This is a genomic window from Corynebacterium cystitidis (assembly GCF_900187295.1).
Classification (GTDB): domain Bacteria; phylum Actinomycetota; class Actinomycetes; order Mycobacteriales; family Mycobacteriaceae; genus Corynebacterium; species Corynebacterium cystitidis.
In genome coordinates, this window is sequence record NZ_LT906473.1 from 1,327,653 (window position 1) to 1,343,777 (window position 16,125).

Annotated in this window: 14 protein-coding genes and 2 tRNA genes; 2 read left to right on the forward strand and 14 right to left on the reverse strand. The window is 55.1% G+C overall.

The genetic code is table 11. The features are described 5' to 3' along the window. Window positions 1-370: 370 nt before the first annotated feature. From CKV99_RS14960 to CKV99_RS06250, 7 genes are all read right to left on the reverse strand, one after another. A complete protein-coding gene (locus CKV99_RS14960; protein WP_256232189.1) occupies window positions 371-493 on the reverse strand; it encodes a hypothetical protein in 123 nt (40 codons plus the stop codon). A 93-nt stretch (window positions 494-586) separates the two neighbouring features. Next, on the reverse strand, window positions 587-808 hold the full coding sequence (locus CKV99_RS06220; protein ID WP_231910197.1) for an addiction module antidote protein: 222 nt from the start codon (window positions 806-808) through the stop codon (window positions 587-589). A 170-nt stretch (window positions 809-978) separates the two neighbouring features. Beyond that, complete coding sequence (locus CKV99_RS06225) at window positions 979-2,505, reverse strand: tripartite tricarboxylate transporter permease (protein ID WP_092257315.1); 1,527 nt, start codon at window positions 2,503-2,505, stop codon at window positions 979-981. Further along, complete coding sequence (locus CKV99_RS06230; RefSeq protein WP_095114692.1) at window positions 2,505-3,110, reverse strand: tripartite tricarboxylate transporter TctB family protein; 606 nt, start codon at window positions 3,108-3,110, stop codon at window positions 2,505-2,507. Before CKV99_RS06230 ends, CKV99_RS06225 begins: the two co-directional genes overlap by 1 nt. After that, window positions 3,107-4,084, reverse strand: coding sequence for a tripartite tricarboxylate transporter substrate binding protein (locus CKV99_RS06235; RefSeq protein ID WP_157728383.1), 978 nt, complete (start codon window positions 4,082-4,084; stop codon window positions 3,107-3,109). Before CKV99_RS06235 ends, CKV99_RS06230 begins: the two co-directional genes overlap by 4 nt. A 741-nt stretch (window positions 4,085-4,825) precedes the next feature. Beyond that, a tRNA-Glu gene (locus tag CKV99_RS06245) sits at window positions 4,826-4,901 on the reverse strand. Between the two features lie 39 nt (window positions 4,902-4,940). Beyond that, a tRNA-Gln gene (locus tag CKV99_RS06250) sits at window positions 4,941-5,012 on the reverse strand. Between the two features lie 343 nt (window positions 5,013-5,355). Between CKV99_RS06250 and CKV99_RS06255 the strand changes: the two genes are divergently transcribed. After that, window positions 5,356-6,273, forward strand: a complete 918-nt coding sequence (locus CKV99_RS06255) for a carbonic anhydrase (RefSeq protein WP_092257303.1) — start codon at window positions 5,356-5,358, stop codon at window positions 6,271-6,273. A 49-nt stretch (window positions 6,274-6,322) separates the two neighbouring features. Here the strand turns inward: CKV99_RS06255 and gltX are convergent, their stop codons facing one another. Genes gltX through CKV99_RS06290 form a run of 7 tightly spaced genes read right to left on the reverse strand, consistent with a single transcriptional unit; the run spans window position 6,323 to window position 14,794 of the window. Next, window positions 6,323-7,810 (reverse strand): glutamate--tRNA ligase, encoded by a 1,488-nt coding sequence (gene gltX / locus CKV99_RS06260; RefSeq protein WP_092257300.1) that lies wholly within the window; start codon window positions 7,808-7,810, stop codon window positions 6,323-6,325. Window positions 7,811-7,834: 24 nt separating this feature from the next. Beyond that, window positions 7,835-8,914, reverse strand: coding sequence for a hypothetical protein (locus CKV99_RS06265; protein WP_092257298.1), 1,080 nt, complete (start codon window positions 8,912-8,914; stop codon window positions 7,835-7,837). 41 nt (window positions 8,915-8,955) lie between these two features. Then, window positions 8,956-9,834 (reverse strand): anchored repeat-type ABC transporter permease subunit, encoded by an 879-nt coding sequence (locus tag CKV99_RS06270; RefSeq protein ID WP_092257295.1) that lies wholly within the window; start codon window positions 9,832-9,834, stop codon window positions 8,956-8,958. Continuing rightward, complete coding sequence (locus CKV99_RS06275; protein WP_092257292.1) at window positions 9,831-10,568, reverse strand: anchored repeat-type ABC transporter ATP-binding subunit; 738 nt, start codon at window positions 10,566-10,568, stop codon at window positions 9,831-9,833. Before CKV99_RS06275 ends, CKV99_RS06270 begins: the two co-directional genes overlap by 4 nt. Then, window positions 10,568-11,515 (reverse strand): choice-of-anchor M domain-containing protein, encoded by a 948-nt coding sequence (locus tag CKV99_RS06280; RefSeq protein ID WP_157728385.1) that lies wholly within the window; start codon window positions 11,513-11,515, stop codon window positions 10,568-10,570. Before CKV99_RS06280 ends, CKV99_RS06275 begins: the two co-directional genes overlap by 1 nt. 22 nt (window positions 11,516-11,537) lie before the next feature. Next, complete coding sequence (locus CKV99_RS06285; RefSeq protein ID WP_408607560.1) at window positions 11,538-13,082, reverse strand: anchored repeat ABC transporter, substrate-binding protein; 1,545 nt, start codon at window positions 13,080-13,082, stop codon at window positions 11,538-11,540. 14 nt (window positions 13,083-13,096) lie between these two features. Continuing rightward, window positions 13,097-14,794, reverse strand: a complete 1,698-nt coding sequence (locus CKV99_RS06290) for a TIGR03773 family transporter-associated surface protein (RefSeq protein WP_092257283.1) — start codon at window positions 14,792-14,794, stop codon at window positions 13,097-13,099. 192 nt (window positions 14,795-14,986) lie between these two features. Between CKV99_RS06290 and CKV99_RS06295 the strand changes: the two genes are divergently transcribed. Then, window positions 14,987-16,117 carry a choice-of-anchor M domain-containing protein gene (locus CKV99_RS06295; RefSeq protein WP_092257280.1) on the forward strand — a complete coding sequence of 377 codons (1,131 nt, stop codon included), beginning with the start codon at window positions 14,987-14,989 and terminating at the stop codon, window positions 16,115-16,117. Window positions 16,118-16,125 lie beyond the last annotated feature (8 nt).

Consider the following 16,125-nt stretch of genomic DNA (forward strand, 5'->3'; position numbering starts at 1 on the left):
CTAGAGCTTAGGCTACTAGCGTGGCTCGAGCAGCTACTCGCCAATACGTAGCTGTGTTCGGAAGATGCTTGATCCGCATGAGCGGCAGGACCGGACGTAGTAGCAGCAAGCATTAGTGCTGCAGAGACGGCCAAACGAGAAAGAAGTTTCATGATCAATCTATCTATACTTAGAAGTTTCGTGCGGTATTCTCAGGATTGTGACTATACAACACCACACTGAAATACTCCTGACAGGCCCCTCAGAAAAGTCCGCCTGAGCGTGCGAGACCATGTGTTGCTGGTGGTTGTGGCAAAACTCGATTAAGCCGACAAGGCAGAGCCCGACATCCCGGCACCCCACCACCAGAGCTTTACGACGACTCCTGAGTTTACAAGTCCACTAAAGGTCTCGTGAACGCCTCACCGACAACGAGCTCCACCGCCGCAACCTCAAAACTAGAAACCGGTGGCATGTCCAACCCCAGCTCCTGCGCCGCTATGGGCGATGACACGACCAGCGGCCCTTCTACCAGAAACGAAAACTAAATAATCCGGTGAGAATCCTCTGTCGGCGGCTGGCACATAGCTGTATTAAGAATCCCGAACTAAAAATCGTGCGTAGCAAGTGTTAATTTAAGTCCGAGAGCTTTCATAATTTTGGTAATTGTCGCGAAGGACAGATTTCCGTCTTTGGAAAGTGCCTTATAGAGCCATTCCCGGTTTAACCGGGTCTGTTGCGCCAGTTGGGTCATCCCGTGCTCCCGCGCTATGTCGCGAAGCACGATTTGTATGGTCTTGGTATCACCGTCTTCTAACGCAATAGCCAAGTAGTCTTCGATAGCTTCGTGGCTGTCTAGGTATTTGCTTGCGTCGAACCAATGGTAAAAGCTAAACCTGCCGTGTCATCCTAAAGGATAGCGAATTGGGTGTGTAGCTACGACCGTCCGTGCCTTAACCAACCGAGCCAAGCTCCCCAGCCGACGAAATCGGTATAGGTCTAAGTTTTTACAGTAGCCCGGCCGCTCCTTTCCTTACGGATGTTGCGGACGTGTTGGATAACGGACACTGCCGTTGCTCCCAACAGGAACACATAGATCCCGATCGTGATGGGGCTGTTGACAAGCGCAGATGGATCGCCACCAGAGATAGTCAATGCACGCCGCAGTTCAACCTCGGCCAGTGGCCCCAGAATAACACCAATAAGGAGCGGGGCTAAAGGCATGGAGTACATGCGCATAAGAAATCCGAGTACTCCCAATCCCAGCATGATTAGAAGGTCGACAACCGAGGCTCCCACCGCATATACGCCAAGCGTTGCCAGTACGGCAATACCTGCATAGAGATAGTTGTTGGGGATGCGGAGCAGCTTCGCCCACACTGGCGCCAACGTAAGATTCAGAATGAGCAGCACCACCAGCGAAATAAACAGCGAGGCGAGGAGCGTCCACACCAAGTCGCCGGAGCGCTCGAAAAGCAAAGGGCCGGGTTGCAAACCAAATTGCTGAAAAGCAGCCAACAGGATAGCTGCCGTAGCGGAAGTCGGAAGACCGATTGCCATCAAAGTGCCCAATGCGGTACCTGCGGTTGCGTTTCCTGCAGCTTCAGGTGCTGCTAAACCGTTGATCGAACCTGTTGTTCCAAACTCCTTATCCCCACGCTTAGCCGCGAGACGCTTCTCATTGCCGTAAGCAAGGAAGGTGGGCACTTCAGAACCACCGGCGGGAATCATGCCGAACGGCGCTCCCGCAGCGGTACCACGCAGGAAGGAGGGAAGTGCCCTCTTAAAATCACCCCATGACAGGCGAGCATTACCTGTTGAAAGTTCCTCGCGCTCCTTCTCCGTATTCTTTGTGGCGATGTGGTGGAGGATTTCGCCGATAGCCAGCATGCCAACGGTTACCACCACAATGTCTACACCGTCGAAGAGCTGTGAGATGCCCAGAGTAAAACGTTCAGTTCCCGATGGACCATCAATTCCCACCATGGAGAGGGCAACGCCAATCATCAGAGCTCCCAAACCACGAATGATCGATTCTGACACCACGGAGGAGATGGCCACGAAGGCAAAGACTGCCAATGCAAAGTACTCGGCCGGACCAAATTTCGTCGCAAGAACAACAAGGTAAGGCGAGAAGAACACGACGATCGTTGTCGAGATTAAGCCACCAATAAAGGCGCCCACTGCCGCAGTGGCTAAGGCCGTTGCAGCCCGACCGTTAAGGGCCATTTTGTGGCCCTCAAGCGACGAAGCGATAGCAGATGCCTGACCTGGCGTATTAAGCAAAATCCCGGCAGTGGAATCACCGAAAAGCCCACCGAAGTACACGGCTGCGAACATGATAAATGCGGCAGTGGGATCGAGGGCAAAGGTAATGGGCAGTAGCAACGCTACCGCCATGGACGACCCTAATCCGGGAAGCACACCCACGGCGGTTCCCAGGACTGCCCCGATGACAAGGAATAGAAGGTTGTACGGAGTCAACGCCGCTTCAAAGCCGCTGACGAGTAAAGACAGCTGTTCCATTAGAATACCTCTCCCAGGAACCCTGTTGGCAGGTTGAGGCCAAGGCCCACCCCAAACAACAAATACGTGACTGAGCTGACAATGAAACCGATCGCTAGGTCTCTGACGAAGTCTCTGCTTCCAAGCATCACACTGATGAGGAAAAACAGAAGTGCTGCACCGATAACCCAGCCAAGAGATGGCAGCAGAAGAACTATTGCCGCAAAGCCGATAACCGCGAAGGCCACCGACTTCCAATCGGCCAAACCGGGGACCGCATCCTCAAGTTCAACTTCTTCGATAGTCCCGAGATCGTCGAGCAGATCCGGAGATATGTCGGTTTCGTCGCGAAACAAAAGGTCTCGTGGCTTACGCTTCGGTTTTACCAACAAATCAAAAGCAAGCGCTAGCGCTAACCCAAGGCAAGATACACCGACGATCGTCGGCAAGAATAAAGGGCCCGGTTGCGTCTCGCCAATGACCTCAATGGTCCAGTGCCCAGAAAGCAATATCATGCCCGTGACAATGAGGATGGCCACCATGGCAAATTCTGACAATCCTGCACGGCGTTCGCGGGTAGACTGAGCGGATTCAGCTCGTTTATTTTCTCTTGCTACAAAGCTCACAGCTCTAATGCCTCCACCGTCACTATGGCGTTCTCACGCTCTTGCTTAACAAACTGCACGAAGTCATCGCCCGAGACAAAAGTCTGTTCCCAGCTATTTCTTTCAGCGATTTCGGCCCACTCTGGTGTCTGCTGAACCTCAAAAAGAATGTCAATCAGTTCCTGAGTAGCTTCCTCGCTGATACCGGGAGGTGCTACAACCCCTCGCCAGTTAGTTGCGACGATATCTACACCCGCTTCCTGAAGCGTTGGCACATCAAGTCCCTCAACTCGCTCACCAGACGAGATAGCTAGTACACGGAGGGTTCCAGCCTCAACCTGATCTTGAATATCCCTGTAACCAGTAACCCCAACATCAATTGATTTGGACAGCATCGCATTGAGCATCTCACCGCCACCCTCGAACGGGATGTACTTCAGCCCTTTCGGATCCATCCCGAGGGCCATGGCGCTCCTACTGACAAGCAGGTGGTCTGTGTTACCAATAGCGGCACCCCCTACCGCAACTGACCGAGGATCCTTAATCCAGTCGGCAACAAACTCTTCCATGCTTTGATAAGGAGAATCTGCCGGAACAGCAAAGACACTATATTCCTCAGCTAACCGAGCAATTGGCGTGACGTCTGCGATAGACGCACCTGGCTGAGCTATCTCAGCCGAAGCAATCATCCCACCGCCTGTAATGAGGAGAATGTTTTCACTTCCCCACTTTTGCACGAGATTCTCCAAGGCGATAGTCCCGCCCGCGCCTGGAATGTTTACCACCTGAACATTGTTGACGATCCCCTGGCCACGAGCGACTTCTTGGATGGAGCGCGCCGTGGTATCCCATCCCCCACCCGTTGCTGCGCCAGCGACAATAGTCAGGCTTGAACGGGCGACGGACTCACCAGAGCCTTGTACAGATAAAGCAATTGCGATCACAGAGAGAATTACAGCCACAATGACCAATGCAGAGTCAACGGCTTTACGCATTCTTACCCACACCTCCCTATATGTGACTTGAAACATATTGGAACGATATTAACATCTTGCGTCACATTGAAGATATAGTTTTGTAGATATCTTTGGACAAGCGGGTGGCCCCACAAGCACTAGCAGGTGCATGTTGCCCTGGTTGAGGTGTCATGATTCTTTCAGACGTTGAAACCTAAACGTTAAAGACGCCCCTCTTTTAGTCGGTTAACTCCCGAGACATGCGTAACCTTACAGAGCTCTGCTGGGGCGGTTAATGAAGTTTTAGTACCAAAGTCACCAACCGAGAAGTCAGCGGTATCTTGACTTCCTCGCAAGAGGTCGTGCTGAACCATAGAGAAGCTTCCGGATAAACGGGCTACTAAGGCTTCTTGGCTAACCTCTTCGAGCACCTCCGCCGTCTGGACACTCCCTCCTGCCGCTGACGCAAAAGTCGATGCTGCCACGGCCTTTTCAGGCTCTTTTCGGCTCATGCGGAGATTTCTTCCGAGAAATTCCTACTAAACGTATCTTTGCTTGGTTTCAGTTTGCTCTAGCCCAAATTTTTCATGGTGGTGGTTGAAATTAGCGGGGTGTGGGTATAGGAAAGCACGCATTAAGACCCCTTAAGCCCATTATGTCCCTTAAGCCCAGAAAACCCACCAAAACCAATCAGCCACCCCAACACACAAAACGAGACAGCCAGTGAACAATCACCAACTGCCTCGTTTAAATTTGTACGCGGTGTGTGTAACCGCACCGTGGTACCCCGTACGGGATTTGAACCCGTGTTACCGCCGTGAGAGGGCGGCGTCCTAGGCCACTAGACGAACGGGGCTTAGAACTTTATTGCTCAGTGACCACGTAGTAGTCACTGCTGGCCTACCAGGACTCGAACCTAGAATGACGGTACCAGAAACCGTAGTGTTGCCAATTACACCATAGGCCATTGTTGCTTCGCGCGGATCGGACCCTTCAGGCTCTTCTATCTTCGCTAAACACAACGATAGATACTATAACCAGGCCAGTACACTTCCCACAAATCCGCTCGTCAGCGCGTTTTTCACCCTCAACCTAACAACAATCCTCCTGAAGCAATTCGGACTCTTTTTATTCACCCCCGGGCAGATGCCGCAACACAACTGACCTGGGAATGCTCAACCCAAAAAACATTTTAAGGTTTAACTTATTCAATTCGGTCACGAAGCTGATAACTGTGCTATACCCTCAAGTAGGTCGACACGAATGTATCTACTTTTTCCAGCCGAACCGATTCAAGGAGTTTAAAACTCATGAAAACCTCACCCAACGTGAAGGCGAAAACCATTGCCTCGGTCTTGCTTGCAGCCTTCGCCCTTGCCGGGTGCTCCGAGCAAGCAGACCCAGACCAACGCGCGAAGTCCCAGGCAGAGACGACGCCGTCACCCTCGCCCACTACCAACGAAGAGCAATCTAACGACGAGGTCCATTGGGGATACAGTGGCGAAAATGGTCCCGATAACTGGGGTGATCTATCACCGGAGTTCGCTACGTGTTCGACGGGAGAGGAACAATCCCCCATTGACATCAACGAAGCAATAAGCCCCGGATGTTGCTGCCCCGCCTGCCAGAATGCGGGAAATGTTCCAGAATTAACGTCTGCCACTTCACCGGACGCTGCACTAGCGATAGGTTACAATCCAGCCAGCGGTGAAGTTATCAATACTGGTCATTCGATTCAATTCAATCCAGAAGAGGAACATACTCTCCGACTCAACGGGGTGGACTACGAACTGCTGCAGTTCCACTTTCACACACCGAGTGAGCACACAATTGAAGGAGAACCGGCAGCCGGAGAGGTACACTTCGTCCACCAAGATCCAGACGGCAACCTAGCGGTAATCGGCGTGCTAATCGAGGAAGGCGCTGCTCACGAGGAACTCGAAAAGATCCTCGATCATTCTTCCGAACAGGCTGACTCGTCTGAGGTTGTAAGCTCCCCAATTAACCTCGACGAATTCTTCCCAGATTCGACTACGTATGTTAGCTACTCAGGGTCATTGACCACCCCGGGTTGCACTGAAGGCCTTGCATGGAATGTCTTTATGCAGCCAATAACGGCTTCTTCCCAGCAGTTGGATTTGCTTGAAAGCTACCAAGGCCGCAATGCACGCCCGCCCCAGGATCTCAACGGACGCGCAGTAGAAGTAAACAATGCCGCTAGCGAGTAGGTCCATGCAGAACCTGGGATAATTAGGTTCTGCTCTACTAGGGTCGGCTCTACTGCGCAGCCTGGTACGGAGTTTGCTCGCGCGCGGACTTCAGGCGCGCCAAGGTCGAATCACGCCCCAGCAACTCCATGGATTCAAACAGCGGCGGCGAGATCGCCTCACCAGAGATGCCTACGCGCAGAGCGCCATACGCCACGCGTGGTTTCAACTCCAGGTCTTCGATCAATGCTTTCGACAATGCAGCCTCAATATTCTCGGTGGTCCACTCCCCCTCGTCGATCGCTTCAAGAGCTGCGATGCCAGCCTCCAATGGCTGCACGGCGGTGTCCTTCAGGTTTTTCTTTGCGGCCTTCTCGTTTAACACAAGCTCCTCGTCCGGGGTCACCAGGAACTTCAGCAGGTCGTAGGCGTCGGAAAGCACCTTGATGCGTGTTTGCACTAGCTCGGCGGCCACAGAGAACTTGTCCGCTGGGTAGTCGGCGGGAAAATCCGTGTACTCCGTCAGATAGTCGCGCAGGCGCTGCTCAAAGTCTTTCGGGTCCAGCATACGGATATGGTCGGCGTTGATGGCCTCTAGCTTTTTCTGGTCAAAGCGTGCAGGATTGCCCAACACATCATTGATATCGAAGGCGTTGACAAACTCCTCGACAGTAAAAATATCCTGGTCCGAACTCAACGACCAGCCCAATAAAGCCAGATAGTTGATCATGCCCTCCGGGATGATGCCGTTATCGCGGTGGTTAAACAAGTTCGATTCTGGGTCGCGCTTAGACAACTTCTTGTTGCCCTGGCCCATCACAAACGGCAGGTGCGCAAACTCGGGTGTAAAGTCAGTCACCCCAATGCGCTGCAACGCCTCATACATGGCCAGCTGGCGTGGAGTCGACGAAAGCAGATCCTCACCACGCAGCACATGGGTCACCTGCATCAGTGCGTCATCAACGGGGTTAACCAGGGTGTACAGTGGCGCACCGTTAGAACGTGCCACAACATAGTCTGGCTGGGTCTCGGCCTTAAACTCCATATCGCCGCGCACCAGATCGTGCCACGCCCACGTCTTGTCAGGCATGCGCAGGCGCCACACCGGCTTGCGGCCCTCAGCCTCAAAGGCGGCGATCTGCTCCTGGGTGAGGTCGCGGTCGAAGTTGTCGTAGCCCAACTGCGGGTCGCGGCCTGCAGCCTTGTGGCGTTCAACTACTTCCTCATTGGTGGAGTACGCCGGGTACACTTCTCCTGCATCGATCAATTTCTGCAAGATGTCGGCGTAGATCTCCATGCGCTGGGACTGGCGGTACGGTTCGTGCGGCCCACCGACTTCCACGCCTTCGTCCCAGCCCATGTTGAGCCAGCGCAGCGACTCAATAATCGCGGAGTAGGACTCCTCGGAGTCTCGTGCCGCATCAGTATCTTCGATACGGAAGATCAGCTTGCCACCTGTGTGGCGGGCATACGCCCAGTTGAACAGTGCTGTGCGCACCATACCCACATGCGGGGTGCCGGTGGGCGAGGGACAAAATCGAACGCGTACTTCAGTCATGCCCACTATGGTACAGCCTTCGATTTACCTCTTCTGGCTGGGCATACCCGCACCTTCTGCGGCGCGTTGCATCCCACGCGACTCACCGAACGCCACCGCAAATTTCAACAGCCCGATCAGCAAGGCAACAATCCCGGCACCCAGAATGAGTCCTTCAGCAAACCGGTCCGATTGGTTAACGCTGGCCTGCTGAGGCGCAGCGTACGGTGTGTTGCCAAGCGGGCTTGACGACGATTGCCCTGCCGAAGCTTCCTCGGGTGCTTCTTCTGCTTCTTCCTCCGAGGCCGGGCCAGTTTCGGTACTACCGCTAGCAGCGGACGCCGGGCTTGGCGAAGTGCCGCTTGAACTAGAGCCACCCGCAGACCCGCTCGAACTTGTTTGACCGCCCTGGCTAGCCGCGCTAGTCCCGCCTGCCGAGCTAGTACCTTGGGGTTGTGCTGAGCCAGAAGTAGTGGCCTGCTGCGTACCCGTCGTGGTGCTGCCGGTATCGGCACCTGTGTTCGCGCCCATCACAGGCTGTGCTTGATTGGTTGATTGGGTTCGAAGTGTTTGCTCACCTTGCTGTTTGGCTTCTTGGCGGCGTCGTTTGTTTTTTTGGGCTTGTTCTTTGTTGCTTTTCTTCTCCAACGCATCTGCTTGTTTATGTAATTCTGCAGCGGCAGCATCAAGCTTTTTTACTTCCTCTGTCCACTCCAGGATATCTTTGCGAATGTCCTTCGGGTCTTGGTCCAACCACTCAGCCCATGCCTCATCAGCTTCGGTTGCTTCCGTGTCCTGCCCAAACAATGCGCCAAAGGGCAGTTCCGAGGAACCCTCCTCCGAACTGAAAGTAAACACGCCTCGGTACTCGCCAGGTTCGCTAGCGGACACGGTAATCGTTCCATCATCTTCAGGCTTGACATCCAAGCGTCCAGGGCCCTCAGTCTCGGTGATTTCAACCATGGTGGGTTGATCCGCCTGATCACCAACCGAAGCGATGGCAAGATTTAAGTCTGTCTCCTCGTCGGCTAGCAATGCGACGTCATGCAGGATGTCGTCGTCACGCTCAAAAACTTCCGTACCCACCACGCCGAGTTCTGCCACCGGCTCCTCAGCTGCAGCCAAGGGAGCACATCCAACGAGGACCGCCACGGTGATCCCAGAAACTAGTGTGCGCCTAATGCCGCCACCTTCTCTCGTTTCGGGTGCGCAACAGGTCGGCGCACCGCGGTTAAAAGCCAAGTTACGGCGAAGATTAGTGTGATTGTGAGCACGATCGTCGCCCCTGCGGGAAGATCAATGGCCCACGCAAAGTAGATGCCAGCAATAGAACCGATCGCCCCGATTGCGGTGGCCATCCACATCATGGTGGATAATTTATTGGTGAGCAGCCGCGCGGTTGCCGCAGGTGTCACAAGCAACGCCAACACAAGAATATTGCCGATGGTGCGCACGCTAATCACCACGGCGAAGGTCACGGCCAGGTAGAGCACAAGATCCAAAACGAAAACGGGTAAGTTCATTGCGCGTGCCGTTTCGCGGTCTAAAGCCACAGCAGTCAACCCGCGCGAAAGCCCTACGATAATGGCCACGATGAGCGTGCCGACGATCGCTGCGATCCAGATGTCTGTGTTAGTTACGCCCGTGATCGAGCCAAAAAGGAAACTAGACAAGCTGGCGGTATAACCCTCGACGCGCGAGATGATCACCAACCCCAGCGCGAACGCTGCGGCAAAAAGGATACCTATCACCGTGTCCTCTTTAATGCGCCGCCGCTGGGAAAGCACGGCAATCAAAATAGCTATCACACCACCTGCTACTGCACCACCGGCCAGCACAGAAACCTGCAGTACAAAAGCAACCGCGATACCGGGAAAGACCGAGTGCGCCACCGCATCGCCAATAAAAGCCATACCGCGCAGCACCACGTGGGTACCCACCACCCCGCACACCACAGAGGCGATCACGGAGATCAGCAGCGCCTTGGGTAAAAATGCAAGCGACGGGTTTGTCAGATCAGCGATAAAATCCGGAATGCTAATCATAGGCGTGCTCCTACCGTGGTCAGCAGCGGCGAGTGGGCGGAGACCCCGAAGGTCTGCATCCACACATCAGGATCGCGCAGACTCTCAGGCGGGCCATCGGCGACGATCTGGCCGTTAAAAAGCAACAAACGGTGACAGGAATGCATGGCTTCGGCCAAATTGTGGGTGCTCATCACAATTGCCACACCCTGGGAGGCCAACTGCGTGAAAAGCGCCAATAGTTGCTCAGAACTTGGAAGATCAAGACCGGTAAAGGGTTCGTCGAGAAGCAGCACCGCAGGCTCGGTAGCCAACGCGCGCGCCATCAACACGCGTTGACGTTGCCCGCCAGACAGTTCCCCAATTGGCCGCGACGCGAGGTCGGCTAAATTGACCCTATCGAGTGCGCGTGCCGTCGCCTCATAGTCTACTGGGGTGAACCGGCTGCGTCGCGTGCGCCCGTTGAGTACACAGTCATGGACATCAATGGGAAAGTCCCACGCAAACTCGTGTCTTTGCGGGACGTAGCCGATCCGATCGCGGCGCTGGGCAGGGCGAGAGTGCTTATCGACGATAATCTCGCCACCACGGACGGGGATCAACCCCAGGATTGCCCGCAACATGGTTGTCTTACCTGCACCGTTGGGGCCAACTAGTCCCACAAACTCGCCGGCATCAACAGTCAGGTCAACTCCCTTGACTACCTCGCGGCCGGAGAGATCTACCTCGAGGTCTTTAATCTCCAGTGCGCTCACTAGCTCTCCTTTCGCACCGCGGCTGCAGCCGCTTTACGCTTAGTGCTTTGTGAACGCATCACGCCAGCCCCTACTGCGGCAAGCACACCAAGGATCGCCAGGCCCACGCCAATCCACACCACTGGTACACCGTTATCGTCGCTTTGATCGCCTGCGGTGTCGCCGTCTGACGGATCAGCAGCAATCTCTTCAGATTCGTCCCACGTGGCGGCGAAAGCATCAGTAGGCTGCGCACCACCGACGGCGAAGCGTAAGATCCGTTCGTCGACAAGCTCTATGCCGTCTTTCAGCGGAGCAACCACGCGTAGGCCCACCAGGTGAACACCTGGCTCGGTAAATACCCAATTGGCGTGCGTGTGTGTATGCAGGTCCACAAACAACGGCTGAGTACCTTCAGCAGCCGAGTTCCATAGCACCTGGGGTGGCTCAAAGCCACCGTTTTGAATGAAAAGACTGAACTGCCCAGGGCCCTGATGTCCGGCGAACTCGAGGGTGACCCCGCGGTCAATGTCGAGATCTAAAAGCGATGGTGCCTGGGTGTTCCAGCCGAGCCACGGCACGGAAGGAACCTCTGTCTGCGGGATTACCCACAGTGAATCTCTCGCCCCAGCACCGGTAAATTCGAATTCACTGCCCACGTTGTCGGGCAGCGTTTGAATAGATGCATCGCCGACTTCGAAGACAATATCGTCGATACTGCGCCACACAGGCGGCACGGAAGTATCATCGCGTGCCAAAAACTTCAGATCCCCGTCAACTACCTGCGGCCCGACATCCACGTGACCTGCACTAATTACTGTCTTCTCACCTTCGGGGGCAAGTTGTTCATCGGCAGTGACCGTTTGCTCCAAAGCGGGGTCCGCTTGCGCTAATGCCATGGGCAACTGCGGGGTGGCTATTGCTAGTAATGCGGTCACGCAGGCTGTGGCTACACACCGTGTCTTCATGTCGGTCCTCTTTCTCATGTTTTTATTCGTGGTTCTGTCCGCCAAGGCAGCGCGAAAAAGCGTCAGCATTGGTGTTCATCAAATCGATGTAGGTGGTAACCGCTCCCCCTGCGGGGTCGAAAGTGTCGCCGTAGATCGGGCAGGTGGCAATCCCTAACCGGTCAGCGGTCAGCGAAAGCGCGGTTTCACGCATAGCTTGTGCTGGTTCTAAAAACACAGCTGGAACATGCAGATTTTCCAGCGTGCGGGTCAGCGCAATAAGGTCGCGAGGGCTGGGCTCAATATCCGGGTTCGGAGTAACAAAACCAGCGACTTCCAAGCCGTACGCTTCCTCAAGGTATGCGTAGCCGTGGTGGGTGGTGACAAGCTTGCGCCTTGCAGGGTCGATCGAATCTACTGCAGCGCGCATGTTCTGGTCCACACCCTCTAACCTGCTGAGGTAACTCTCGGCGTTGTGGTGATAGATTGCGGCCCCGGAGGGGTCAGCCTGACTCAAAGCGTCCCGGATAACCAGCACCATTGCGGAAGCATTGGCCACGGAATGCCAAACATGCGGGTCTACTTCCCCGTGCACATGCTTTCCTAGCACTGCTTGCGGGAGCATGTAAGTTTCATCGCCGGGATCGCCCAAAAACCGGTAGGCAGGTTCACCCGGGATTTCCTGCAGCGTGCTTGTGGGTACAGCTATCACAGTATCGTCCGGGTTGTACCGGTAGCGGGTTTCTGTCCCCTCGGGGGCATCACCGACAAGCAGGACCTCCTGCGCATCCACGTCCACTGCCACGTCTACATGCCCGGAGTCGATCACATGCGCACCTGGAACAGCAGTTGCTGGGTCCACGCCCGCAGCCACCGTGATTGTGGCACTGCCAATATCGACGGGTGCTTCGCTGTCATTCGCTTGAAGTTTCGCCGAGAAGTCGATTTCGTAGACGCCTGGATCGCTGAACGCCCAACTCACGTGTGTGTGCGCATTGGGTGCCAACTGGGTTTCGTCCTTATCGTCTAGCCCGTCACGTGAGTTGAAGTACACCTCGGGTTCACCGAAGGTGCCAGTGACATAGGCGCTTGCGTGGCCCGGGCCACGGACGTCGGTGGCCCGCAGCGCGATATTGCTTGCCGACGATCCCCCGTGTTCTTGCCCATATCCGATCACTCGCATGCCCAGCCATACCGTGTCAAGGGCAACGTTTTCCACTAAGGCAATGTGCTGGCCACCGTGGCGCGACATGTCTTCGGCGACTTCGACTACAGGGGTGTTATCGGGCACGGTGGCATGCACCGTTCGCGTCAACGCCTGTGGTTCCAAGAGAAGACCATTTATCAGGGCAACATCGGCATTGGCTATGTTGCGCACACTGCGCAACGTGGGTTCGAAGGTGTGAGGGTCAGAGCCATTGGGGATGATTTGGGTGACTCGCGCCTGATCCCCCGCAATATTGCGTGCCAAGTCGGCGATGATGGGGGTGGTGGCTACCACATCGGTGATCTCATCGGTTCGCGAAGGCTGTGCCGCATTCGTGGTGGCGCAGCCTGCAAGTACGCTGGCACACGCCACCACGGCGATCCCTCTTCTTAGCACTATTGCACCTGACGTACACGTGATGTGTACATGTAGCTAGCGCCTAGGACGATCACACCCAATCCCAAAAGTCCCAGTGCGGAGGTCATGCTATCCACGCCGGTATTGGCCAACTGTCCAGAGCCGGACGAGGTTCCTCCGGAAGCACCGGAACCGGCACCACCGCTGGCTCCACTGCCACCGGCACCGCCGGCACCTCCACCGCAATCGCCCTCTGGTTCGATGATGGCACCAAAGTCAAAGTGTCCATCATCTGCATTACCCGCCCCACCGACGTTGAAGGTCAACGTTGCAGGACTACTGATCTTGCCACCATCTTTTAGCGTAGCTGACTGGGTGATGCCAACTTTGTACGTACCGGGTTCACTAAACACCCAGTTCTGGTGAACGTGCGTGTTCGCTGGAACTGTGTGGCTACCGGACGGATTTCCAGGGGTAGCAGAGAACCACTCCTCACCCACAACTTGGCCGAGGTTGCCCTGCGTGTAAACCACCATGTTGCCAGGACCTTCGAAGCTGGTGAGGTCCCACACCACCTCACCGGTGGTGTGTTCAATAACCGATGGGTGCTGCGTGTTGGCACCAAGCCAGGGCACATTAGGTTCCTGCGTCGAGCCGATCATGTGTACCGGGCCAGCATCGACTGGCCCAATCTTCATGGGCAGATCTTTCTTGGCTGCGCTTCCCAGGCCAAATGTTAACGAGCCCGGATCAACCCAAGTTGCAGGCTGCTGGCGATCGTCCTTGATCATCGGCTTCAGCGCAGGCTTGCATTTTTGTCCCTTATCGCTTCCGCTTTGCCCACCGTTTCCCGGTTTAGTGCCCTGAGCTTGAGTGGTTTGCTTGTTGTCGGCTGCACGTGGCTTGGTTCCGTTGTAGAAACTACTGTTTGCAGGCTTCGACGAACCGGATGACAGCGGATTTCCATTGTTAGAAGGATTCTGATTTCCACCAGGGGTCCCGTTGAGTTGCCCGCCATCACCATCATTTTCGTTGAGATCCAATGGCCAAGCATCGTCGGTTGCGGTACCACCATTGCTTGCTCCGTGACCTACTACCCAGGTATAGGTAGCAGTGTTGGACTCCTCATGGCTCCCGTCAATGTTGGTGCCTTCTGCCTGCACTGTCATCGTGTAGGTACCAGCTTGGGTGAAACCCCAGTTTGTGTGCACGTGAGCCGGAGGATTTTGCCGGATCGTGGAACCAGAAGTGAGGTGCGTCGATTCGGAAGTTAAAGGCGAGGAGGCTTCACCAAAGGTTCCAGAGACCCACATGTGGACTTCACCTGGCCCCTGGACTTCAAGGAAATTGATGTCGATTGCGCCTTTGAAGTACTTCTGCGCTCCGAGAGTATCCCAACCTGGCCACAGCAGATTTTGATCCTGTGTTTGCGGGAGGAAATAGGTTGGAGCACCAATAATAGGGGAGGTTTTCTCAGTCCAAGCCTGCTCTTTGACCTTCAGCACTACGGTCTCTGGATCACGGATCACGTGCTGCCCTGTTACGTCTTCTTTCAAGTTCAAGTTCAGCTCGCCGGATTCGCTGGTGACGTTAAAGGCATCAACATGCCCTGTATCGAACGTGAGGGATTGAGCATCCGCTCGCGGCAGCGGCATAAGCAGAAACGCAAGTAGGAGTGTGCCCACGAGGGATACCAGAGTGCGCGACCGTACTGACTCGCGACTAGAAGTGTACATAAATCCTCCACTAGTGAAAACCGTTCCCGTAACAGGATATTGACAACGGTAGTCATTACCAACAGCTCGCACCGAATGTCACCCGGAAAGGGGTAGACTCGACCTCGCGAACAGGACAAACACAGCCAACGCCATAGTTGATACCAGTTTTCATTAATCTACTCTTGACACCTATTGAAAGGGGTTTTCACTATGCGAAAGGTTCGCACGCGCTCCCTCGCCATAGCAACGGCTGTAGCGCTTTCACTTACAGGCCTTCATGCGCCAACGTCGATGGCGGACGAGCTGGGGCCACGTACCACGCCCAATTCACAGAAGAAATGCGATGACAAGCTGCTGCTCGACTACGGGCACATCGACCTCCAAATGCTGATGGACGATGACAACGACATTGACATCAAAGTCAAAGACGAAACTTTCATCCACGGCTCCCCTCTTGAATATCGAGATCCCGAAGACCTAGTTCTGGGCATCTACGACAATGCCTTGATTGAGCCTGTCCACTTCCTCAAGGAGCCTGCATACAGCTTCGTGGGAGATCAGACATCCAAGTTCTACTATCTGCCACAGACTCAGAATTCTGAAATTTTGTGGCCTGGGTACAACACCATGGGTGTGGACTATGGAAAGTTCGACGGCACCGTCGATCTTCACATCAAGCCACTGAACATCCCGGCCGGTGCTTCCTACGGATTGTTCGTTGATGGCGTTCTCGGCCAGCCCGGTGAAGTGGTGATTGATTCCACCAAGAACGACTACACAATCAACACCACCTATGATGCCCACGTGCACACTAACTGGGCGTTTTCCACGCCTGGCACTTATGAGTTGGCGGTGTCCTACACCGGTACGTTGAAGGACGGCACCAAGGTCTCCTCTGGCGACCACCTGCTGACCTTCGCTATCGGCAACGACGCTGTCCGGAATTGCCTACAACCCGAGCCTAAGCCGGAACCCAAGCCCGAGCCTAAGCCGGAACCCAAGCCGGAACCCAAGCCGGAGCCTAAGCCGGAACCCAAGCCGGAACCCAAGCCGGAGCCTAAGCCGGAACCCAAGCCGGAGCCTAAGCCGGAGCCTAAGCCAGAGCCTAAGCCTGAGCCCAAGCCGGAGCCTAAGCCGGAGCCCAAGCCGGAACCCAAGCCTGAGCCCAAGCCAACTCCGGATCCTAAGCCGGATCCGAAGTCTTCCAACGGCAGCTCTGGCGTTGAGGCTGTCAAAATCGCCGCGATTGTTACCGTCCTTGGCGCTTTATTAGGTACCTTCGCTTCCCTGAATGGACCGCTTCGTATCCTTGCGAAGTATCTCAATCTGCCTTTCTTCTAGGACCTGTT

Excerpts from the sequence above, each read along its gene's own strand:
- CKV99_RS06225 (WP_092257315.1), bottom strand. The coding sequence starts at position 2,505 with ATGGAACAGCTGTCTTTACTCGTCAGCGGCTTTGAAGCGGCGTTGACT.
- CKV99_RS06255 (WP_092257303.1), top strand. The coding sequence starts at position 5,356 with ATGAAAACCTCACCCAACGTGAAGGCGAAAACCATTGCCTCGGTCTTG.
- gltX (WP_092257300.1), bottom strand. The coding sequence starts at position 7,810 with ATGACTGAAGTACGCGTTCGATTTTGTCCCTCGCCCACCGGCACCCCG.
- CKV99_RS06295 (WP_092257280.1), top strand. The coding sequence starts at position 14,987 with ATGCGAAAGGTTCGCACGCGCTCCCTCGCCATAGCAACGGCTGTAGCG.
- CKV99_RS06290 (WP_092257283.1), bottom strand. The coding sequence starts at position 14,794 with ATGTACACTTCTAGTCGCGAGTCAGTACGGTCGCGCACTCTGGTATCC.
- CKV99_RS06280 (WP_157728385.1), bottom strand. The coding sequence starts at position 11,515 with ATGAAGACACGGTGTGTAGCCACAGCCTGCGTGACCGCATTACTAGCA.
- CKV99_RS06235 (WP_157728383.1), bottom strand. The coding sequence starts at position 4,084 with ATGCGTAAAGCCGTTGACTCTGCATTGGTCATTGTGGCTGTAATTCTC.
- CKV99_RS06270 (WP_092257295.1), bottom strand. The coding sequence starts at position 9,834 with ATGATTAGCATTCCGGATTTTATCGCTGATCTGACAAACCCGTCGCTT.